This is a genomic window from Porphyromonas somerae, assembly GCF_022845615.1.
In the GTDB taxonomy this organism is placed as follows: Bacteria; Bacteroidota; Bacteroidia; order Bacteroidales; family Porphyromonadaceae; genus Porphyromonas_A; species Porphyromonas_A somerae.
Genome location: NZ_AP025559.1, coordinates 217,891 through 237,426, shown reverse-complemented (window position 1 = coordinate 237,426; position 19,536 = coordinate 217,891). Strand labels below are relative to the sequence as shown.

Here is a 19,536-nt window from a genome sequence, read left to right as displayed (position 1 = left end):
CCATTATGACCGAAAGACAACTAGAAATTGCTCGAACCTTTACCGACAAAGAGGTGATGGCAAATGCCATCGCCAAGCTAAGGACTTTGACGCTGAATAAGCTTCTAACGGTTGAAGACCCCGAAGAGCGAGCCAACCTTATAGAGCAACAGGCCACCCTAGAGTATGAGGAAATGGCGGTCTTGGGAGACGATGAAGTCTCAAAAAACATTCAAGACAAAGTAGTAAAGCTTTATTCACCCATCCTAAAAGCATATTATGAAGAGAAGTGATGTAGAAGCACTATTGACTCAGCTTAAGGGGTTTTATATTAGTGATAAAGAGCCTAGCGGACACCCAAGAGCTATCATATTGGGAGGACAACCATCTGCTGGAAAGAGTGCACTCGCAAAGATAGCCCAAAATGAGCTTCCAAGTATACTCACCATAAATGGCGACAAGTATAGAGAGCACCACCCACTACACAAAGAACTGATAAAGGAGCCCCTTAAGTACTCATCTGAAACGCAGATATTCTCCAATGTATTTACAGAGGGATTGATAGACGAAGCCATAAGAAATCGGCTAAATGTATCGGTAGAAGGGACTATGAGGCGAAGCGAAGTAGTAGCTGACACCGCTCGAAAGTTCAAAAGGGCTGGCTTTGAGGTAGAGCTAATGTGTATCTCTGCACCACCAGAACTCACTGCTGTCAATCTTTTTTCAAGATATGCCAGTGAGGTACAACTTATGGATAGCGGCAGACTAGCCGACTTTGAAAGCCACAACCAAGCTTGTAACGGTATACTTAAGACGTTGGACGACGCCTACGAGAATACAGACATTGACAGAATACGCCTGTATGCTCTCTTCGGAATGGAATTAATTGCCGACTATCAGAGGAATGAGGATGGTCACTGGACGATTAAAGAGAAACCTAGCGAATTAATTGAAAGGATAAGGGATAAACAACTGCAAAATAGAGAGTTGGTTTTGCTGCTGATTGACAAGGGACTAACAGCCTTATCAATCATCCAAGATGAAAAGATAAGAGAGAAGCTAATCAGCCAGCTCCACCATCTGATACGTCGGACATCCACCATGCAGTCCCACCAATAGCAACTCTCCCAGGCAGAGATTACAAAGTAAAAATCCGGCTAAAAACGGGATCACAGATACCCCTCCACAACCATCTGTAATTCAATACCATACCAAAGCGTCTGCTGAGATGCAACTAAGCAATCGGTGAGATGCAACTAAGCAAGTGCCGAGTTGCATCTCGCCGATTGCTTAGTTGCATCTCGACTTTTGACCTACTACCTTAGAGTTTTTACCCTCATCCAATATTCCTTATAGAAGAATGTCGCACGGTATAAATCTGTACCATAGAATACATGAACATCGTTTTTTTTTAAAAAAACAGGTAAAGTCCCAGTTCAAGTTGTCCGACCTTCCACGAGGGGAGGTCGTGTGAGGGGGGGAAGATTATTGTATTCCCCTTGTCGTTCGGGCTAGGCCCTCCGACCAGGGGCTAGGATCCGTCCGACCGCAAGCAGTCGTTTTGCCTTTTCCAAATGAGAATGTTGCACGAAGTGCCATTCTCATTGGGAGGGGAATGAATGCTTTTGCTTGGTATGGGGACTAAAAAAGTCACCCTAGGGAGAATATCTCCTTAGGGTGACTTATTATTTCACAATTAGAGTGACCTCTAATTATCAGCCATTTACCTTGTGCATAGTAGCGATAAGGTCGAGCACACGATTTGAGTAGCCGATCTCATTATCGTACCAAGATACTAGCTTCACAAAGCTATCGGTAAGAGCGATACCAGCTTCCTTATCGAAGATAGATGAACGGGTATCACCAAGGAAGTCGCTTGAAACAACTGCATCCTCAGTGTAACCAAGAACACCCTTAAGCTCATTTTCAGATGCCTTCTTGATCACTGCACAGATCTCCTCGTAAGAAGCTGGCTTCTCTAGATTAACAGTAAGGTCTACTACAGAAACATCGAGTGTAGGTACGCGGAAAGACATACCAGTGAGCTTACCATTGAGGTCAGGGATTACTTTACCCACAGCCTTAGCTGCACCTGTGGTAGAAGGGATGATATTGCCACCTGCTGCACGACCACCTCTCCAGTCCTTCATTGATGGACCATCAACCGTCTTCTGAGTAGCAGTAGCTGAGTGTACAGTGGTCATAAGACCATCCTTAATACCGAAATGATCGTGGATAACCTTTGCTAGAGGGGCAAGACAGTTGGTAGTACAGCTTGCGTTGCTCACAATCTTAGTGCCCTTTTCGTACTTATCTTCGTTTACACCGACTACGTACATTGGGGTAGCATCCTTAGAAGGAGCTGACATCACAACATACTTAGCACCAGCCTCGAGGTGAGCTTGAGCCTTCTCGGCAGTAAGGAATAGACCAGTAGACTCTACAATATACTCAGCACCAATCTCATTCCACTTAAGGTCTCTAGGATCACGCTCTTGAGTGCAACGAATGGTATTGCCATTGACAGTCAAAGTGCTCTTATCAAGGTCATAAGAGATCTCGCCATCAAACTGACCATGCATTGTATCGTATTTTAGCATATACGCTAGATAGTCAACAGATAGGAGGTCATTAATCCCTACCACTACTAGGTCATTTCTCTTTGTTGAAGCACGGAACACAAAGCGTCCGATACGGCCAAAGCCGTTGATACCAATCTTAATCATATCAGTATTCTTATTTATGTATTAATTATTATTTATTCGTCAGGGATAAGTTTATTCATCACCCATCATCTTTCAAGGGCAAATTTACCCAAAATATTTGAAGTACTGGGCATATTCACCACTCTCTTAAATGAAATGGTCTATCGTATAGCCAAAATCAAACTCTTTTCTCGCTTACTTTCGTTTACGACGTCGACCAAATAATCTCCCTACACCGCTTCGGAGTATCTTGCCAGTCCCTTTGAGACTATATGATAGCAATCGCATACCACCGAGGGAGTAGAGTGTAGGTAGGAGGTAGCTCTTAATCCCTGTGAGAAGGCCATTTTGGCTTTGGTCATCTCGGGTGCTAAAGCTACTGGTGGGATTGCTATCTAGCCGCTCTTGAGCGAGCTCCTTCGCCACCTTCTTCTCTCTATTTTTACTAATAAAGCCATTGATAAAGCTAGCTATCTTGCCTACACCGGGTGAGGTTTTTCGTAGGTTATCAATAGCATCGTCAATGACCATCTTACCGCTATTACTCTTGAGATAATTTATCTTTTCCTTGACCCTATCTAGTCGCATATTGGCACGAGCTTCCAATCTATCCTCTCGTGCTTTCAACCTTGCTTGAGTTGTTGTTGTTAAGTTGCTCATTGTACCTCCTCCTTTATTTCAGTTGCAGCGAGGGCTGTTTGCTCACTTGCTATCAATGTTTCTCTCTCCTGATTGTGTTCTTTGGCCTCTTGCTTATCGAGATAATTATTGACCAATTGGTTTTCCATCTTCCTCGTTACGCGCTTGCGCAATGCTAGCAGTATTGCCAAAATGAGTAGGAAGAATACCAATAGGCAGACCGCCGAAAAGGTCAGTGCCGATAGAGTGGCAAAAGCCTCTGTGCCATTGGTCACAAAGACGAGTGATAGGGCAAATATCGCAGCCACCAACGTGAAAGTCGCCACAATTAAGCTCAGCACCACCAGAATAGAGCCATATATAGACTTGGCAACAATGGGGGCTCCCTTTTCTGTTGCTTTGAGTTCTATCAGGCTTTTTTTTGCCTCAATATAATCCTTTAGCTCGGCAATCACCTCACTAAAAGTCTCTTTGATGCTTGTCATTGGCATATCATTTATTTATTATAATCAAATATTAAAAGTAATGGGTGAGCGACTCAATGCTCTCACGATCAGCTCGTGAGGCCATAGAGTCACCCACCCATCCTATCTTTCTCTCCATGTACCACTGGTAAAGTGGTGTGGTGAGTCAATATCACCGAATTACTTGGAGTGGTTACTTCTTAGAAAGCTTCTCTGCTTCCTCTCTTGCAGCGTCCTTTAGGTCGGAGAGCTCCTCTTCTGTAAGGTCAGCCAACTCCTCAGCTTCCTCCTTTACCTTCTTTCCCATGTTTTTAGCCGAAGAGACTACATCATCGTATAGATGACCAGCATCATCCTTAATGTCAGCCATGTATCTTGAAAGGTCTCTCTTGGCTCTACGAGCACGGATCTTGCCATCGTAATAGGCATCCTTGATATTGCTCTTCACCTTATCACCATAATCCGACATATCATCGATAAAGTCATTGCGCTTTTTATTGTCGGAAAAGTAGGCAACAGCAGCACCAATAGCGGTACCAATAGCTACGCCTATCAAAAGCTTCAGACCATCGTTATTTCTCATAATCTTGCCTTATTTAATGATTACACATTAGTTCATTCATCTCTCACACTACAAATGTACCGTAATTAATTGAGATTCTACAGGAAACAAGCCACAAAAAAGGTTAATTACCCCCTGTCGTTGCTCTTCACGTAGCAAGTCTCTGGCTCTGTAGTGTGATTCTATTGCCATTGGTGTATCATCGGTCTCCAAGAAATACTTATCGCACACTCCACTTGAGCAATAGGGGTGTAGGCTAAGAAAAATACCTGCACTAGTAAGTTGCTTTGCAAGAGCAGCGCTTCCTCTAAATCCATGAACGATCCATGGCACTTCGGACTTGGAGTGAGACTTCTTTTTGGCTAGCAAGTGGTGCCATCCACCCACGATATGAAAAATAAGTGGATAGCCGAGCTGGTCGGCCAAAGCAATATGAAAGTCTACAAGTAACTCTTGCTCCTCGAGTGAAAGAGGGGAGCGATTATCCCAACCGCACTCCCCCACCCCAATGAGTTTAGGGGTCAATGACAAGGTGCGGTACCACTCCGAAATCAGCTGCTCCCTATCTTGCGTCAGCTGGTCAACGAACTCCTTTGTCCCCTCTAGCATAGGGTGCACCCCCCAAGTAGCAAAGTTGGCTCTAGGCTCAACCTTTTCGCCCAGATGCAATGATTGAATGACTATCACATCTTTGTCCGCGAGGTATTTCTTACAGCCCTCGGCGTGGGTATGGAAGTCAAGGTAAGGAATCATATACTTAAGGGACAGGGTCGTAACCGCTTCCGCCCCATGGATTGCACCGTAATATGCGCCATATAGCGAGGAGGAGCCCTTTGATTGGGCCGTGCTTTTTTAGTGCCTCAACAGCGTAGGTGCTACAACTAGGCGTGAATCTACAAGAAGGGGGAAGCATCGGCGAGATGGCCCGCTTGTAAAAGTAAATAGGCAAAAGTAGGAGCTGTACCAATAGCTCCGACACCCACTTGATACACCTCTTAATCATCTTCTACCGGTTCTTTAGTAGGTGGTTGTAGCTTCTTGAAGGCCTCCTCCACTGCCTGCTGGACTGTGGAGTACCTACTCAGCCGGTCCTTTAGGTAAATGAAGCCAATCAGGAGCGTCACTTCAGGATCAATCTGCTCCACTAGCTCTTTTTTAGTGAGCCTATAAGCTTCACGAGTGAGCCGCTTTATACGGTTGCGGTCAACGGCATGCTTCAGCCGCCTTTTGGGGACGGAGACCATCATCTTGAGTGGAAGCTCTTGTCGGGGGACTTCCAAGTAGACCACTCTAAAAGGGTAACAAACAAAGCTACCTCTCGAGGCGAATAGCTCATTGAGCTCGCTTCGGAGGTAGATTCTCTCTTCCTTTTTGAGTATCTGACTCTCAGGCATGTTTCTTTTTTGTACTCTTCACAAGGTGGTCGAGTGCCGCATTGATACTGGTAAAGTCTTTATTAGGGACAGGCATATCCACTCTTAGCTTCGCCTCCTTGAGCGACTTGAGAGTACCTTCACCCAAACAGCCGATCAATTGATCACCCTGCTCATACTCGGGGATGCTATGGAATAGCGACTGCACGCCATTAGGACTGAAAAATATCAGCATATCATAGCCCTCTATCTCCTCTTTCGTCACGGGGGTGAACTCAAGTTTGCTAACAACTCCGAGAGTGTGGACAATATTATTTGCTGCCAAGTCCTCGGAGTAACGCTCCTTCACACCGTCAATCCCTGGGACAAAGAAGTGCTCCTTATCATACTTCAGAAGTAGCGAAAGGAGGTCTCCTACATTGCCATTCTTCTCTGGGAAAAAGACTTTACGCTTCCTTACAGTAATATGCTTTTGCAGATATGTAGCCACGAACTCTGAATTACAGAAGTACTTATAATCCTCTGGCAACTCTATCCTCAGCTCCTTTACTAACTTAAAAAAGTGATCGGCTACAGTCTTAGAATTGAGTACCACACCCGTATGCTCCAAGATCTCAATCTTCTGATCTCTAAACTCTCTAGCACTCACAGGAGTGATACTAAATAACGGCTTAAAATCTATTTCTACACCCGTCTCCTCCATCAGCTGGAAGTAGGGTGATTTAGTATTGGTTGGCTTTGGTTGCGACACCAAAATGGTCTTAATTTTTTGAGGCATTACTCTTTCCTTATCGATTTATACCAACAAAAATAGCAACGGAGCTATTTCGCAAGTGCAAAGATACAAAATTAAATGCAGAGGGAAATTAAGTAGCTTCGGGAATATGGTGATACTATAGTGAATAAGTAGCATCCTAAAGAAGAAATAGGTACCTCCCAATAGCATCGAAATTACCCAAGTACTGCCTCCACCCCCGGTGATACTCACCAGTAGCGGTAGATAGAGCGTCACCCCAACTAGCCCCCAAACTCTAAAGAAGGCTAGAAACCACTGGCTCACCTTTTCTGGCACGCCAAAAGCATACCACAATACCCCGTATACCAGTAAATTAATCAATAGGTAGCTCAATCCGTAAAGGAAACCACTGCCGGCCACCAACCAATAGGGGGCACTTCCCGAGTTGCTCCATACCAACTCAGCATAGAGAAAGCCCACGAGGAGTATCGTCTGCAGTGCAAGATAAGAATAGAGGGCCACACCTCCTCCTGCCCCTCGCTGTCGTTTGTTACGCTGATAAAAAGCCCAAAGCAACGCCCCAGTTACCAGTAATAGCAATAGTACCCCTATGAGATAATCTCTATAAGCTGGTATTTCAGCTATTATATTGGGTTGGTAACGTTGATTAAATTGTGGCCAATTGTCCATCTTTTGGCTTGTAGACTACTTCCTCCATACCTCAGAGAGTTCGGCAGGTAGCATCGCGAGGGCGTTCTCCTCCGCCTGCCGCATCTCTTTTGCCTGCTCCTCGGTCTGATCGTCCACCCCACAGAGATGGAGCACGCCATGGATCAGCACCCTTAGGAATTCCCGCCTGAAGGGCTCGCCATACTCCTCAGCATTGCTAGTCACCATCTCCACGCTAATCACGATATCTGCAAAAAGCAACCCATCTCGCGTCTGGTCAAAGGTGATGATATCGGTATAATAATCGTGATTTAGATACTTCTGATTAATCTCCAATATCCGCTCATTGTCACAGAATTGATAGGTAATATCGCCCACCTCGTAGCCATACTCCTCTGCTACATCCTTAATCCATGCATTGACCTCTCTTCTCCTAAAAGCTGGGATAGTCACACCCTCTCCATAATAATTAATAGCCATATCTTTAGTCTCTCAAAGGGATATACTCTGAATAATCTTCACCAAAAGCTGCTAGCTCACGTATCAAAGAGCTACTAATAATGCGGTGCTCGGGAGCTGCGAATAGACAAATTGTCTCCACGCCAAAGTGGGAGCGATTGACCTCGGCAAGGGTCTGTTCGTTATCAAGGTCGCCAATTCCCCTCAGCCCACGAACCAATACGGCTCCTTGTTCCTTGGCATAATTGGCCACAATACCGTCGTATGCCACCACCTTAATCCGTGAATCATCTCGATAAAGCTCCTCAATAAACTTCATACGCTCCTCCACCGACTGAAATGGTTGCTTCGCTATATTCTGCCCCAATACTATATATAGCTCATCCAGCAACTGCAGTGCACGCGACACGATATCGGCATGCCCTATTGTAAAAGGGTCAAAGCTCCCCGCATATACACCCACTCGCTTCATCTTTACACACTCTCTGGGTCTAGATTTTGCACAATAAAGTCCTGGCGTTCGGGGGTATTATTGCCCATATAAAACTCGAGCAACTCCTGCACATTATCCTCCTTCTTCATCATCACAGGATCCAAACGAATTTGCTCCCCGATAAACTCCTTAAACTCCTCGGGGCGAATCTCACCAAGACCTTTAAAGCGGGTCACACTGCTCTCCTTCCCCAGCTTTTTGATCGCCTCATCTCGCTCCCGCTCATCGTAACAATAGATGGTGGTGCTATCTTTCTTATCCCGCACTCTGAATAAAGGAGTCTGCAGGATAAAGACATGATTCTGGCGAATCAGATCAGGGAAAAAGCGTAGAAAAAAGGTAATGATCAGCAGACGGATATGCATTCCATCCACATCGGCATCCGTCGCCACAATCACCTTATTATATCGTAGGTTGTCCAGTCCATCCTCAATATTGAGCGCTGCTTGAAGTAGGTTGAACTCCTCATTTTCATACACCACCTCCTTCTTACGACCATAGCAATTAAGCGGCTTTCCTCTGAGCGAAAAGACCGCCTGGTGCTCCGCATTTCGGCTCTGCGTAATGCTTCCACTTGCCGAGAGACCCTCCGTGATAAATATCTGAGTATCATCGGCTAGAGAGGCCTTAGGATCATTGTAGTGCTGTGTGCAGTCACGTAGCTTCTTATTGTGTATCGATGCCTTCTTGGCACGTTCCTTTGCTGCTTTAGAGACACCAGCAAGGGCTCTGCGCTCGCGCTCATTTTCCTGCACCTTCTTGAGCAACGCTTCGGCAGTCTCACTATGGATATGCAGATAGTCGTCGAGGTTAGCTTTGAGGAAGTCTCCCACGAACTTCTGTATCGTTATTCCCCCCTCCTCTATCTCTCTCGAGCCTAGCTTCATCTTAGTCTGGCTCTCAAATAAGGGCTCTTGTATACGGATACTTATGGCAGCGGTAATACCAGAGCGGATATCATTAAAGTCGAAGTTCTTCTGAAAAAAGTCGCGCACCGTACGTCCTATTGCCTCCTTAAAGGCCGATAAGTGCGTACCTCCATGAATGGTATTCTGACCATTGACAAATGAGTAGTACTCCTCACCATACTGGGTAGAGTGCGTAATCGCCACCTCAATATCCTTACCGATGAAATGGATGATCGGATAGAGTGGCTCACTCGTCATATTCTCCTCCAAAAGGTCCATCAGTCCATTCTTAGAGACAAAGGTCTTGCCATTGAGCGTCAGCTTCAGCCCTGGTTGCAGATAGGCATACATCCGGAGCATCTCCTGAATATACTCCACCTGATAGCGGTAGTTTTTGAAGAGTGCCACATCGGGTAAGAAGTCCACCTCCGTCCCGTCACGCTCCGTGGTATCAAAGAGGTCACTCTCCTCCTTCAGCACCCCTTTCTCAAAGATCACATACTTCCCCTTTCCCTCTCGATAGGAAGTCACTTGCATCCGTGTACTAAGGGCATTAACCGCCTTAAGACCCACTCCATTGAGCCCCACCGCCTTCTTAAATACTTCACTATCATACTTGGCACCCGTATTCATAGTGCCCACCGCCTTCACGAGCGACCCTTGCGGAATACCGCGTCCGAAGTCCCTAACCACGATATGTCGCATCTCAGACTCATCAAGCGATATCTTGATCTGCGTACCATATCCCATAGTGTATTCGTCAATAGAGTTGTCAATCACCTCCTTCAATAGTACATAGATACCATCGTCCTTGGAGGTGCCATCGCCCAACTTCCCTATATACATACCCGGACGTAGCCTGATATGATCCATAGGGTCCAGCGTCACCACCGTATCATCCTTATAGATTTTAGCATTCCCCTCCGTTGTAGGGTCTTGTTGTGCGTTATTTATCTGGTTTTCCAACTCCATATATATGTATATCCTCTCTCTCCTTTTTACTACACTAATTTCTTATAAAAGGCTCTTCTCCGCTTATGGTGTACCTTTTTGAAGTAATTCCACTGCAGCATCACACTGAGGTTCGTCTCCAGCTCGGGATTACTCTCGGCATACTTCACTTGGTAGCGATGCATCACCTTGATCAGATCCTCAAAGATAAGTGCGGTAATTCCCTTATTCTGATACTCCGGCTTCACCCCAATCAAAAGGAGCTCCACTACTTCAGGCTGTTTCGACTTAAGGGCTTTAAGAATATGGATAAAGCCAGTAGGGAAGAGCCTACCATTGGCCTTCTTCAGAGCCTTAACGATGCTTGGCAAAGTAATACCAAAGCCGACGACTTCATCATCATTAGTCACCACTAAATTGACAAAGTCTAGATTGACCATAGGGAGATACTGCTTGATGTAGTACTCAATCTGGTCATCGGTCAGCTCCGACACGCTATACAGTGGGGCATAAGCCTCATTGATCAGCTCAAAGATAGCCCGCCCATACCGCATCAGCCCATCACGCTCCTTAAACTTAAGGAGCCTCACCCCATACCTATCCTGCACTATTTGGCAGAGCCTAGCATGCTTCTCCGGTACAATCTTGGGGATATATATTTTGTACTCCAGCCAGTCAATATCCTTTTCATATCCACGGCGAGCCAATTGCTTGGGATAGTAGGGGTAATTGTAGATCGTAATCATCGTACCCATTTGGTCAAAACCCTCTATCAGCATTCCCTCCTTATCAAGGTCGGTAAATCCCATCGGCCCATGTATCTCGTCACAGCCTCGCTCTCTAGCCCACGCCTCTACGGTATCAAAGAGTAGGTCTACCACTTCATCATCATCAATAAAGTCCACCCATCCAAAGCGAGCTCTGTTTTGCTTCCACTTTTTATTGGCTCGGTGGTTGATGATACCGGCAATCCTACCGACCACTTCACCCCCACGCTTCACCATAAATAGGTCGGCCTCAGAAAAGGCAAAAGCGGGGTTACTCTCTCGCGATAGCGATTTCAACTCATCGCCGATAAGGTCGGGGACATGATTGGGATTGTCCTTGTACAAGTCTAGATTAAACTGCACAAATTCCTTGAGCTCACTTTTATCAGTGACACGCACTAGAGTCAGTCCACGCCCCTCCTTTTCCGACCCAAAGTAGCTAGCTACCCTCCTTGCTTGTTTCTTGATATCAAAAATCATACACTATTATTGTCAAGGCTTGACTGCAAATATACACATTTTAGCGAAGCTTTCGGCTCCTTCCAATACCTTGCAACTACTTAAGGAGCTGCTCCAACTGTGCAACGCTCTCAATACGATGCAATTCTCCACCCCCCTTAGTAATCAAGAAGAGCGAAGGTAGCCGGTAAAGATTGTAGTAGCCCACCAACTTAGAGTAGCTTCCGTCACGATCCTGTAGGTTGATCCATGGGAGCGCTTTCGTGGCACTAATCCAAATATGCGGGTCGGTGTCCAACCCCACCTGTACGATTTCCAAACCACGGGTGCCATACTGGCTATAAAGCTCCGCAAGTGCACTGTTGAACTCTGCCGACCAATTGGCCTGCATCGTAGAAAAAGCAAGGAGCACATTCCGACCTGCCACGACACTCGAGAGCGTCACCTCCCTACCCTCTCTATCAGGTAGCGTAAAGTCGATATACGAGGTCTCCTCCACTCCAGCAGCTTTCAATAGTTCAGTACTACTCCCTTGTACCTCCTCACCTCTCTCTTGCTGCCTGACCACCGCAATCGAGCGTAGTGCAAGGTCATACAGATGCTTAGTACGTGGATTTTCGGGCTGAAAAGTATTGTAGATATTAGCGATAGCTGCAAAGGCTTTGGAGTCGGTTTTATCATACGGATTGAATACCAAGTTGCCATCTACCTGCTGAAATAGAGCAAAGTAAGCGACGGGCGACCGAGGATTGCTATAGATATACTTTCGAGCCACCTCCTTGTAGCTATCGAATATACTATCCCGCTGTGCCACATATAGCTCTGGGCTACTTAGAGATGATCCTTCAAGCTTAGAGAGAGACACATTGGCATCCAAAAGAGCCAACCATACCTCTCGGATTTGCGACGTAGCCTGGTTCCCTTCCACAGAGTAGCTAGTAGCGAAATTCCTTGAGTCACCATTGATAGTAGTGGTAGAGGGGATGGTATCAATTGCCATCGGAATCACCTGCTTACCAAGCCTTAGCCGATAGAAATCAGGATACTCGGGCAGTGGCACATCAAATCGATAACTACCCTTACGCTGTAGCACGGTAGAATCAATCAACTCCGCTCCAGTCAGCCCCTGATACTCCAAGTAAAGGGTTTGTCCCTCCGACTCCGAAATAGTTCCTTGTACTCTAAATTGCTCATCACTCTTACTGCACCCTACCATCGAAAGTAGTCCCACACTGAGTGAGAGTAATAGGAGTAGAAAATTGTTTCGCTTCATCGCTGCTATATCTATAATTTATATGTACACTTAATTCTTAGGGAAAAGAGCTTTCACCGACTCTTGCCAGCCATCACCCGACACTCGGAGAATCACCACTCCCAAGCCCTCAAACATATTACGAGGGAAGACAAAGAAGTCACTACCCTCACACTGGTCACTGTAGATTGGCTCTCCCAACAAGCTATAAGCCTGGAGAGAATAGGTGGCAGACCCTGAGGGGTCATTAATCTTCAGTAGCATCTGCTCACCATTGAGTGGTGTAATCTTTAGGCGTGGCTCTGCTAGTGTAGGTGACTTGAGTGTCGCATTACTCACAACCGGATCCACCCATAGAGTAAGCCCTCCACTCTGCTGGTACTTCGTATAGGGCTGCCACTCATTCGCCACTCGCCACATGGCGCTATTAGCAGAAAGGTCGGAATGCTGCTGGTGCACCACCGAAATACCCTGAGGGATGGTGGCGGTAGGGATCGCGAAGCAAAGCACCTGATCTGTGGTAACCTCCACAGGAGATGGCAGACTGAGGTAGATCTCCTTAAAGGCTCCTGGTACTTGTTGCCCTTTATTCTTCGGATCTGTCACCAAAGACTTCAGAGAGATCACCTGGCTACCAAGATGAGTGGCTCCGTCATTACCATAAATATTGACCACCAGCTCATCTCCCGACTGTGCCTCTCCTAATAGCATCACATAAACGCCATACACCTTGCTACCAGCAGCCATTCTGTAGCTCTCCCCAATCTCCTGTACCCCTTGGTCGCTACCCAAGAGCTTAGCCCTATCCAACTGAGGAAGTAGCTCTATCACACGGGTATTACTTGGAGCAATGCGCATATTGGTGAGCCGCACTGGAGCTTGCTCCCCCCCTTGGCTAGCACCCTTACCAGCACAAGTAGTAGCTTTAGCACCTGTAGGGTCAAGTGCGGCTACAATCTTCCTCGCCTCCGCATCTTCCGACTCCCATACCCTCTGTAGGGAGGCAAAGAAGTCGTGGCTGCGATTACCGCAATATGATTCTCCACCCGATAACACTCCAGTAATCCTATGCTCGGGGTCCAAGAGTGGCGACCCCGAAGAGCCTGAGGCGGTGGTTCCAAGATCCCAAAAAGGCACCTTGATGTGCTGGTTCTCGCCAAAAGGTAGTCCTGAACCCGAATAGGTAGAGTAGTTAAGTGGAGATAGAGCGAGATTAATCCGCTTGGTATAGCCATACGGGTGATGGATATTGGCATGTGCCACATCCATCTTAGGCTCTGCATTCCATCCAGCATAGTATGCTTGGTAATCTGCTGGAGGAGCAACAACATTCAACTCCAGCAATGCCACATCGGTAAAGGGATGACACCCCAACATCTTGGCACCCGCAATGCTCTGAGTGGTACTTGGCTGGATACCAGAATCGCACATAGGAGTCTGATAATTAAAGAAGAAGACCGATTTTTCCGCTTCCTCCTCCAGCCTCTGAGGAGAGAGTATACCATTACTAAAGTTGGCTTCCATCACATGTGAAGCAGTAAGAATTAGCGGACGACCATCACTACTCGTATTATTGACCAGAACACCTGTTCCTAAATACCCTGACCCAGTAACTACCACCACGACACTCCTTGCTACATCCTGATATTCAGGGTAGCACGCCACTTCAGGTGTACAAGCCAAATTTCTGGGAGAACCAACCTGAGGATTACTATACCTCAGCAGTCCCTCAATGGAGCGAACACCATGGTACAGCTCCTGCAAGTGCAGACGTGGTCGGCTACCCTTAGGTGCTTGTAGCTCTATCACCACATCATCAGCTAAGATAGGCTGAATTGGCAGAGAGGCACGCTCGTTATTATTTTCCCACCCAAAGCCACCAAGGCACCGTGTAGGATCCAAAGTACTATAAATATATAGATAAGCCCCCCTGGGAAGCTCCCACTGGTCAAAGAAAAAGCCCAAACTCTTGGCCCCTTGAGATCGAACACGATACCGCCATACCTCGGTGCCATCACTCCACTGAGTGTACTCTCCATCTTGGATAATATCCAAGCCCACCTCTATCGTATGCGCAAAGAGGTAAGCCCGAAGGTCAGCAGAACTTTGCTCCATCTCTAGCCGTGCGGAGTCCTGGTCAAATTGTGGTGCCCGATAGGTGGGCAACTGTAGTAGCTCCGCCATACGCAAGCCACCACTCTCCGTTGGTCGCTCGCCACTCCTCGCTATCTGCGCCTGCGAGAGGAGGCAACTACCAAAGGCTATCACAGCCAGCAATATCACTCTTCTTAATTTCATTGGGTATACCTAGTTTAATGGTGGGCAAAGCCCATAATTCTTCTACAAAAGTAATCAAAAAAGTTCAATGAAGACGAACCTTCCCCCAACCTCCTCCCTTTTATGCGCTATTCCTTTGTTGGAGGTTGTTGCTCGAAAGATAAAATGTAAGTCGCTGAAGACAATGGAGAATTCAGGTGCGTGGGTTACGCATTAGGGGTATATTCATAAGTTAATGACCCTATAAAATAGGAGAAAGTAGTGGCTTAAAAAGCCCATTAATAACAAATTGATATTCAACACTATATAAAAGTGAAAACTGAGTTGCAACTAAGCGATCGGCGAGTTGCAACTAAGCAAATGCCGAGTTGCAACTCAGTAATTGCTTAGTTGCAACTAAACTTTTGCCCTCTTACGAAGGGAAGGAGGCAAGGGTAGAGAAAGGGATCGAGTAGGTCGGGAAACGAAAGTTTTCTGACCTACTTTCGTTTCCTTCCCTCTCACACCACCGTACGTGCCGTTCGGCATACGGCGGTTTAATTCGTTTTCAAAGAGTGTCTAATCGCATAGTAGTCCAAACAACTTACAAGGCCTCTGCGGGCAAGTACATCTTTCGATATAGCTCGTACCACGCATGTACGTCTCACCACCCATTCGTAGCGGTCTCCGCAGTAGGATGTGAGCTTGGCTAAGTCGTTGCAGACACCAAGTTTGCGTAGTCCCCAGGCTCGTTTGTGTGGAGTTTTCCATTGCTTCCATATCACCTTACGTAACATCGTGCGTAGATGTTCGTCTATCCCTACCATCTTCCCTTTCATGGCTCCGATAGCAAAGTAGTTTATCCATCCACGTATCACTCTGTTGAGCATTGTGATGCGGACAGTCATGGAGATGCTCCACGAGCGTTTGCATAGTTTCTTCAGTTTCCTGACAAACTTCGCTACGGAGTCCTCGTGAGGTCTTGCCGTCCATTGCTTGCTCTGAGGGGATTTGTAAAATCCGTAACCGAGGTACTTGAGTTTGCTCGGTCGACAGACGTGTGTCTTGGTGGCATTGACCTTGAGCCCGAGAACACGCTCTATCCATTGGGTGACAGAGTGCATCACTCGTTTGGCACTGGCTTCGCTTCCTACTGCTATAACGCAGTCGTCTGCGTAACGAACATAGCGCAGACCCCGTCTCACGAGTTCCTTATCTAGCTCGTTGAGCATCACATTGCTCAACAAGGGGGACAAATTGCCACCTTGGGGCGTGCCAAGTTCTGTAGCTTCGTAAAGACCATTCTCCATTACGCCCGACTTCAGATACTTGCGTATCAAGCTTTCGGTGTCTGGGTCTTGGATGACGCGACCTACATAACTCATCAATTTGTCTTGAGGAACATTGTCGAAAAACTTCTCCAAGTCTATGTCAACTATCCACTCCGCTCCCTCGTTGAGGTATTCCAAAAGCTTCTGTACGGCTTGCTCACAGCTCCTGCCGGGGCGGAAACCGTAGCTGTTCTCTTGGAACTCTGCCTTGAAGATGGGCGTGAGGACTTGGACAATCGATTGTTGAAGAGTTCGGTCGACAACTGTCGGAATACCGAGCTTGCGTACGCCTCCGTTGGGCTTAGGTATCTCAACCCTCCGTACGGGAGCTGGCTTGTACCTGCGCTCTAGGATGGACTGCTTGATGCTCGTCCAGTTGGCGTTCATGTAGTCGCGGAGTTCCTCGACTTTCATGCCGTCTATACCCGAGGCGCCCTTGTTGCTCACAACGCGATTGAGTGCCTCGCGTACGTTATTCTTGGCGAGTGTCTGTTCGATTAGTTTCATCTTCCGTCTTTCTTAATTTCCGCTTCCGATGGTTGCGTGCTTAGCTCTATGTGGGCGTTCGCATTGACGTTTTGAACGTTGCCACTCGTCAGCAAAGACATCGGAACATACATTCTTGATTAACGTTACAAATTATTCGGTCCTTCGCCTTGTCCTGCGCGAGAACGGCTACTTCGACCTCTGCTGACTCCTCGACATTCGTTGTTACTATCCTATAGGACTGCCGAGGCCTCACGGGATAAGCCATACATCTTTCATCGTTTACCTGCCTAATTTACGCATCAAGGTTACGGTTGCCTTTTGGAACTTCACTGCCTGTAGCCAGCTTGTCCGCTTGATACGCCTTGGTATTAGGTTTCTGTTCGTCAGGCCACGAATTCGCTATTGCTTCTTCTCTCCCAAGGGTCACCCCTTGAAACTTGCAAGTCGCTATGGGGTTCGTTGGCAACTACGCCCCGAGTGGACTTTCACCACAGATGTATGACATGCCCGTCATACCAAAAAAAGAGGGTCGGGAGAAGTCCCGACCCTCGCTAATTGAAAACTGATAATTGGATTATTTCACCTTGAAGTGAAGAGGCACCTGTGACGAAGTGATACCATCGGTGGCAGTGATTATGATGATCACCCGTCCCTTTGCTTTTGCATTATAGGTGAGCGTCTCACCAGAGACGGTAGCCTCCATTACCTCTGGTCGCTCTGAGCGTGCTGTGAAGGTAAGGGTGGCCCCCTCTTGATACTTGAAGAGAGTTGGTAGCTTTACCTCGCCCTTATTCCCTACCGAAACGGTTTGCTCGCTGAGATTTTTGAGCGGTGTCACGGCTTGATACTGGCTGATGTGGTAGTTAATAACCTCTTCGGTGCTCTTACCATACTCATCTGTCAGTACCAGTGTGATTTCGTGGTCACCTGCTGCTTTGATTGGTGCTATCTCTATCTCTATCACTTCACCATCGCGGTGGTGCTTGATTCCATAGAGATCACCCTTGAGGGCATAGCTCCACTGGTGCTGGTCAGGATCATTGACCTTAAGGGTCAGGTGCTCCCTTTGATTGGTAGCTAGCTTTATCATACCCTTTGGTAGACCATCGGTCACGATAGGAGCCTTATTCTCCTTAGTAGTGAATTGCCCTCTGGCTAGTTTGGCCGAGTGATTACCGAAGTAGTCTACCGCCTCAATCGCATAGTGGTAGAGTGTGCCATCGTTGATGCCCTTGAGCAAATACTTAACCATCTGGTTGTCGCCACGGCTATCGGGGTATACCTTGATAGGCTTTAGGTCCTTGGTAGAAGCAATCTCCTTAGTGTCAATGTAGAGATTGTAGTAGTAGGCTTCTCCATTATGGGCATCGGCATCTTTGGAAGTAGCCCATGTGAATTGGGCCGTAATGTAGTCGGGAGTGACACTTACCGACTTTACCTCTTCGGGTGCATTATCCTTATTCTCTAAGAGTGCTATGCTTGCATCAATATAGCCTGCACCTAGCTTGCCCTTGAGTATTGGGTTGAAGCTATAGATGTCGTAGGGTCGCAATGCAGAGAGTAGGCGCTCTTTGAGCATCTCATTGGTAAAGCCCTTGCCCCCAAACTTGGAGACTACAAGTGCAGCAATACCTGATACGTGTGGGCAAGCCATGGAGGTTCCCTGCATGTAGCCATAATCATTCCCTGGGATGGTGCTAAGCACACCTGCAGTCATTCCGAAGTCTTGGTCGCCACCGGGAGCGGTAATATCTACGAAGGCTCCGAAGTTGGAGTAGTAGGCTTTCTTAAAGCCCCAACCCATAGATGCCACGCTGATACAGCCTTCGTAGGCACCTGGGTAGTTATTGTACTCTAGCCCATCATTACCTGCTGCGAAGATAATGACACCACCCTTCATCGGGGAGTCGGGGAGTTGATTACCATCTTTATCACAGCCAGCATTCTTGATAAAGTAGTCCATTGCCTCTTTGTCGTACTCGGGCAATTGACCTGGACCAGGGGCGATGTAGCCCCAAGAGTTTTGGCTAATGACTGCTCCATGATCGGCTCCGTAGACAATTCCATTGACGCCTGGTACTGTCTTTTCACCCTTGAAGCCAAAGATCTGTGCATTAATAAGGATTACCCCGGTTCCCGCCTCACCATTACCGCCAGCGACACCAGCCACACCTATTCCATTATTATTGATGGCTGCAATGGTGCCGGCTACGTGGGTACCATGGTCGGAGCTTTTGCTTTCGATCTGTCCTTTGCCTTTAAGCTTCTGAGTCTTCTTATCCACAACAAAGGAGAAGCTTCGATCTAGGTCTACTCGACCGGCGAGGTCTTCGTGCTGATAGTCAATACCAGCGTCCACCACACAGACTACTACCTCTGGTCGGCCACTCTCCACTTGCCAAGCCTCTTTTAGGTTGATGTCGGCTCCTGCTAGAGAACGTGCCATCAGGCTACTACCAGTGTTATAGTAATGCCACTGGTTGGGCAATAGGGGGTCATTGAAGTCGCCCGAGCCCAAGGCACGAGTAGATGCAAGTGCCTCACTAGAGATGGGCGTTGCCTTTGTCTCTGGTTGTGCGACAGCATACTTCAGCTCTACGTACTCAAAAGTCTCAGTAGCACCTAGTACCTGCTGTGCCTCTCTTGAAGAGATTTGGCCATCGAAGTTGACGATCATCCAGCGGTCAAGGCCTGCCTTGTGACGGCGCTCACGATACTCAGGATAGTCAACGAAGAGAGGCTCAATACTTACAGCTCCAATTTGGCGAAGGCTGGACTGCACTTCGGATGAGGCACTTCGGAGAGAAGTATTGCCTGCTGCCTTGAGGAGCTGTAGGTCGGAAGGCTTTAGCTTTACGACCACTTGCCCAGAAATGATGGAGGGTGTGAGCTGGTCTCGATCGCCCTCTTGCTCTACTTTCTCTATTGGTTTTTCACCTCTCTGCAGCAGGTCTTGCTGACATCCACCCAATGGAAGCAAGGCTGCCATCAGTGTAGCAAAGTAGAAATAGATGGTTTTATTATGTTGTTTCATCTGTAAATAC

At 47.2% G+C, this 19,536-nt stretch carries 19 protein-coding genes; 2 read left to right on the top strand and 17 right to left on the bottom strand.

All coding sequences use genetic code 11. The features are described from left to right. The first annotated feature begins 5 nt into the window (after positions 1-5). Together MWL85_RS00935 and MWL85_RS00930 are read left to right on the top strand one after the other, a co-directional pair. The gene (locus MWL85_RS00935) at positions 6-272 is read left to right on the top strand and encodes a hypothetical protein (RefSeq protein ID WP_018028659.1); all 267 of its coding nucleotides are present in this window, start codon (positions 6-8) and stop codon (positions 270-272) included. Further along, a complete protein-coding gene (locus MWL85_RS00930; protein ID WP_244401025.1) occupies positions 259-1,098 on the top strand; it encodes a zeta toxin family protein in 840 nt (279 codons plus the stop codon). The genes MWL85_RS00935 and MWL85_RS00930 overlap by 14 nt, the downstream gene beginning before the upstream one ends. A gap of 596 nt (positions 1,099-1,694) precedes the next feature. Here MWL85_RS00930 and gap read toward each other — a convergent pair. The 17 genes from gap to MWL85_RS00845 all read right to left on the bottom strand — a co-directional run bounded on the left by gap (position 1,695) and on the right by MWL85_RS00845 (position 19,526). Then, positions 1,695-2,705 carry a type I glyceraldehyde-3-phosphate dehydrogenase gene (gap, locus tag MWL85_RS00925; RefSeq protein WP_021903148.1) on the bottom strand — a complete coding sequence of 337 codons (1,011 nt, stop codon included), beginning with the start codon at positions 2,703-2,705 and terminating at the stop codon, positions 1,695-1,697. 174 nt (positions 2,706-2,879) lie between these two features. After that, entirely contained in the window at positions 2,880-3,344 is a 465-nt protein-coding gene (locus MWL85_RS00920) for a hypothetical protein (RefSeq protein WP_021903149.1), read from the bottom strand. Next, positions 3,341-3,814 carry a hypothetical protein gene (locus MWL85_RS00915; protein ID WP_155799456.1) on the bottom strand — a complete coding sequence of 158 codons (474 nt, stop codon included), beginning with the start codon at positions 3,812-3,814 and terminating at the stop codon, positions 3,341-3,343. Before MWL85_RS00915 ends, MWL85_RS00920 begins: the two co-directional genes overlap by 4 nt. Before the next feature lie 166 nt (positions 3,815-3,980). After that, positions 3,981-4,370, bottom strand: a complete 390-nt coding sequence (locus tag MWL85_RS00910) for a YtxH domain-containing protein (RefSeq protein ID WP_018028654.1) — start codon at positions 4,368-4,370, stop codon at positions 3,981-3,983. A 48-nt stretch (positions 4,371-4,418) separates the two neighbouring features. Continuing rightward, positions 4,419-5,102, bottom strand: a complete 684-nt coding sequence (locus MWL85_RS00905) for a TatD family hydrolase (RefSeq protein ID WP_244401023.1) — start codon at positions 5,100-5,102, stop codon at positions 4,419-4,421. A 4-nt stretch (positions 5,103-5,106) separates the two neighbouring features. Further along, entirely contained in the window at positions 5,107-5,352 is a 246-nt protein-coding gene (gene yidD / locus MWL85_RS00900; RefSeq protein ID WP_244401021.1) for a membrane protein insertion efficiency factor YidD, read from the bottom strand. Then, positions 5,345-5,743: a ribonuclease P protein component gene (locus MWL85_RS00895; RefSeq protein WP_244401019.1), complete on the bottom strand. Its 399-nt coding sequence runs from the start codon at positions 5,741-5,743 to the stop codon at positions 5,345-5,347. The genes yidD and MWL85_RS00895 overlap by 8 nt, the downstream gene beginning before the upstream one ends. Continuing rightward, the gene (locus MWL85_RS00890) at positions 5,736-6,500 is read right to left on the bottom strand and encodes a uroporphyrinogen-III synthase (RefSeq protein ID WP_244401017.1); all 765 of its coding nucleotides are present in this window, start codon (positions 6,498-6,500) and stop codon (positions 5,736-5,738) included. Before MWL85_RS00890 ends, MWL85_RS00895 begins: the two co-directional genes overlap by 8 nt. Before the next feature lie 18 nt (positions 6,501-6,518). Next, positions 6,519-7,148, bottom strand: a complete 630-nt coding sequence (locus tag MWL85_RS00885; protein ID WP_244401015.1) for a DUF4271 domain-containing protein — start codon at positions 7,146-7,148, stop codon at positions 6,519-6,521. Between the two features lie 15 nt (positions 7,149-7,163). Beyond that, positions 7,164-7,607, bottom strand: a complete 444-nt coding sequence (gene ybeY / locus MWL85_RS00880; RefSeq protein WP_244401014.1) for an rRNA maturation RNase YbeY — start codon at positions 7,605-7,607, stop codon at positions 7,164-7,166. Between the two features lie 4 nt (positions 7,608-7,611). Continuing rightward, complete coding sequence (gene coaD / locus MWL85_RS00875; protein WP_244401012.1) at positions 7,612-8,058, bottom strand: pantetheine-phosphate adenylyltransferase; 447 nt, start codon at positions 8,056-8,058, stop codon at positions 7,612-7,614. Between the two features lie 2 nt (positions 8,059-8,060). Further along, positions 8,061-9,959, bottom strand: coding sequence for a toprim domain-containing protein (locus tag MWL85_RS00870; RefSeq protein ID WP_394802106.1), 1,899 nt, complete (start codon positions 9,957-9,959; stop codon positions 8,061-8,063). Between the two features lie 29 nt (positions 9,960-9,988). Further along, positions 9,989-11,185 carry a GNAT family N-acetyltransferase gene (locus MWL85_RS00865; protein ID WP_021903156.1) on the bottom strand — a complete coding sequence of 399 codons (1,197 nt, stop codon included), beginning with the start codon at positions 11,183-11,185 and terminating at the stop codon, positions 9,989-9,991. A gap of 76 nt (positions 11,186-11,261) precedes the next feature. Then, positions 11,262-12,437, bottom strand: coding sequence for a thioredoxin-like domain-containing protein (locus tag MWL85_RS00860; protein WP_018028644.1), 1,176 nt, complete (start codon positions 12,435-12,437; stop codon positions 11,262-11,264). Between the two features lie 30 nt (positions 12,438-12,467). Beyond that, a complete protein-coding gene (locus MWL85_RS00855; protein WP_244401010.1) occupies positions 12,468-14,714 on the bottom strand; it encodes a trypsin-like serine peptidase in 2,247 nt (748 codons plus the stop codon). A 515-nt stretch (positions 14,715-15,229) separates the two neighbouring features. Continuing rightward, positions 15,230-16,510 (bottom strand): group II intron reverse transcriptase/maturase, encoded by a 1,281-nt coding sequence (gene ltrA / locus MWL85_RS00850; protein WP_244401008.1) that lies wholly within the window; start codon positions 16,508-16,510, stop codon positions 15,230-15,232. A gap of 556 nt (positions 16,511-17,066) precedes the next feature. After that, a complete protein-coding gene (locus MWL85_RS00845; protein ID WP_244401006.1) occupies positions 17,067-19,526 on the bottom strand; it encodes a S8 family serine peptidase in 2,460 nt (819 codons plus the stop codon). Positions 19,527-19,536: the final 10 nt, after the last annotated feature.

Bases quoted from the DNA above. Each gene is read 5' to 3' on its own strand.
- MWL85_RS00935 (WP_018028659.1), top strand. From the start codon at position 6: ATGACCGAAAGACAACTAGAAATTGCTCGAACCTTTACCGACAAAGAG.
- MWL85_RS00930 (WP_244401025.1), top strand. From the start codon at position 259: ATGAAGAGAAGTGATGTAGAAGCACTATTGACTCAGCTTAAGGGGTTT.
- gap (WP_021903148.1), bottom strand. From the start codon at position 2,705: ATGATTAAGATTGGTATCAACGGCTTTGGCCGTATCGGACGCTTTGTG.
- MWL85_RS00920 (WP_021903149.1), bottom strand. From the start codon at position 3,344: ATGAGCAACTTAACAACAACAACTCAAGCAAGGTTGAAAGCACGAGAG.
- MWL85_RS00915 (WP_155799456.1), bottom strand. From the start codon at position 3,814: ATGCCAATGACAAGCATCAAAGAGACTTTTAGTGAGGTGATTGCCGAG.
- MWL85_RS00910 (WP_018028654.1), bottom strand. From the start codon at position 4,370: ATGAGAAATAACGATGGTCTGAAGCTTTTGATAGGCGTAGCTATTGGT.
- MWL85_RS00905 (WP_244401023.1), bottom strand. From the start codon at position 5,102: ATGATTCCTTACCTTGACTTCCATACCCACGCCGAGGGCTGTAAGAAA.
- yidD (WP_244401021.1), bottom strand. From the start codon at position 5,352: ATGATTAAGAGGTGTATCAAGTGGGTGTCGGAGCTATTGGTACAGCTC.
- MWL85_RS00895 (WP_244401019.1), bottom strand. From the start codon at position 5,743: ATGCCTGAGAGTCAGATACTCAAAAAGGAAGAGAGAATCTACCTCCGA.
- MWL85_RS00890 (WP_244401017.1), bottom strand. From the start codon at position 6,500: ATGCCTCAAAAAATTAAGACCATTTTGGTGTCGCAACCAAAGCCAACC.
- MWL85_RS00885 (WP_244401015.1), bottom strand. From the start codon at position 7,148: ATGGACAATTGGCCACAATTTAATCAACGTTACCAACCCAATATAATA.
- ybeY (WP_244401014.1), bottom strand. From the start codon at position 7,607: ATGGCTATTAATTATTATGGAGAGGGTGTGACTATCCCAGCTTTTAGG.
- coaD (WP_244401012.1), bottom strand. From the start codon at position 8,058: ATGAAGCGAGTGGGTGTATATGCGGGGAGCTTTGACCCTTTTACAATA.
- MWL85_RS00870 (WP_394802106.1), bottom strand. From the start codon at position 9,959: ATGGAGTTGGAAAACCAGATAAATAACGCACAACAAGACCCTACAACG.
- MWL85_RS00865 (WP_021903156.1), bottom strand. From the start codon at position 11,185: ATGATTTTTGATATCAAGAAACAAGCAAGGAGGGTAGCTAGCTACTTT.
- MWL85_RS00860 (WP_018028644.1), bottom strand. From the start codon at position 12,437: ATGAAGCGAAACAATTTTCTACTCCTATTACTCTCACTCAGTGTGGGA.
- MWL85_RS00855 (WP_244401010.1), bottom strand. From the start codon at position 14,714: ATGAAATTAAGAAGAGTGATATTGCTGGCTGTGATAGCCTTTGGTAGT.
- ltrA (WP_244401008.1), bottom strand. From the start codon at position 16,510: ATGAAACTAATCGAACAGACACTCGCCAAGAATAACGTACGCGAGGCA.
- MWL85_RS00845 (WP_244401006.1), bottom strand. From the start codon at position 19,526: ATGAAACAACATAATAAAACCATCTATTTCTACTTTGCTACACTGATG.